We start from the raw sequence: 992 nt of genomic DNA on the forward strand, positions 1-992 counted from the left end.
ACATAATATCCAGCTCAAGTCTTCAATTTTACTAATTGGCGTTGTGTATGACCCACAACAGCACAAGCCAAAGTATTAATTGGATTGAAGAAAGTCGGTGAGTAATGAAAATCTCACATTCAGAATTACCCCAACACGGAGCGAGAGGGTTAATCCCCAGTGAGAAGCCGTGAATCAGCGGTCTGACTCCCAGGGTTTGGATGCCGAAGAGACGACTTCAGACGAGGGACCAAGAGAAAAACGCTACAAGTGGTCCCAGATGAGTCTCGACGAGCTCGTCGACGTTTACTGGCAAGACATCGCACCGAAGCGCTATCGCGATGGGTTCGACGAAGACCGCGACGTCCCGACGTACGAGTGGCTCACCGAACACGGATACAGTGGCATCGCGTACGCGCTGCGCGAGCACCACGACCTCACACCCAAGCAATTCTTCGTCGATGTCGTCGGTCTCGAAGACGAGAGTTCTGATGAGTGGGAATGGGACGTCAACCACGAGAATACTGTCAACGCTCTAGAAGTGTACCTCAACTCGATACAAACTCGTGGTGGACGGGCAGAGAGTACTGTCGAGACACACCGGACGCGACTGGCGAAGTGGGTTCGGACCTATCGAGAACTGCACGAGACAGATGCATTGCTCGAACCACTATCTGAATTAGACCAGCAACCACGAGAAATCGAACGCTGTCTCGCTGTCCTCGACGTCTTCGATGAGGAACTCTCGACTGACCGGTCGAAACTCGAGTACCTGCACGTCGCGAGAGCGTGGTATGCATTCGTGAAACGCCGGAAGTACGCTAAGTACAACCCACTCTCTGAGGCCGGCGAAGAGTTCGGCTGGGAAGCCAGTGAGCCGGACCCACAGGCATTGTCGGCGTTACAGGTGCGTCGAATCTACAGTGAGGTAGACTCGCCCGAAGCGGAGTTGCTCGTTGTTGCGCTCGCTGGCTGGGGGTTACGACCCTCCGAGGTTGCCGCGTTGCACGTCG

1 pseudogene is annotated in these 992 nt (G+C 54.5%); it reads left to right on the plus strand.

What is annotated here, in order from left to right:
- Positions 1-259: 259 nt before the first annotated feature.
- Positions 260-992: pseudogene (locus tag AUR66_RS13170) on the plus strand (site-specific integrase); the annotation flags it as partial.

The organism is Haloferax profundi, assembly GCF_001469865.1.
Taxonomy (GTDB): domain Archaea; phylum Halobacteriota; class Halobacteria; order Halobacteriales; family Haloferacaceae; genus Haloferax; species Haloferax profundi.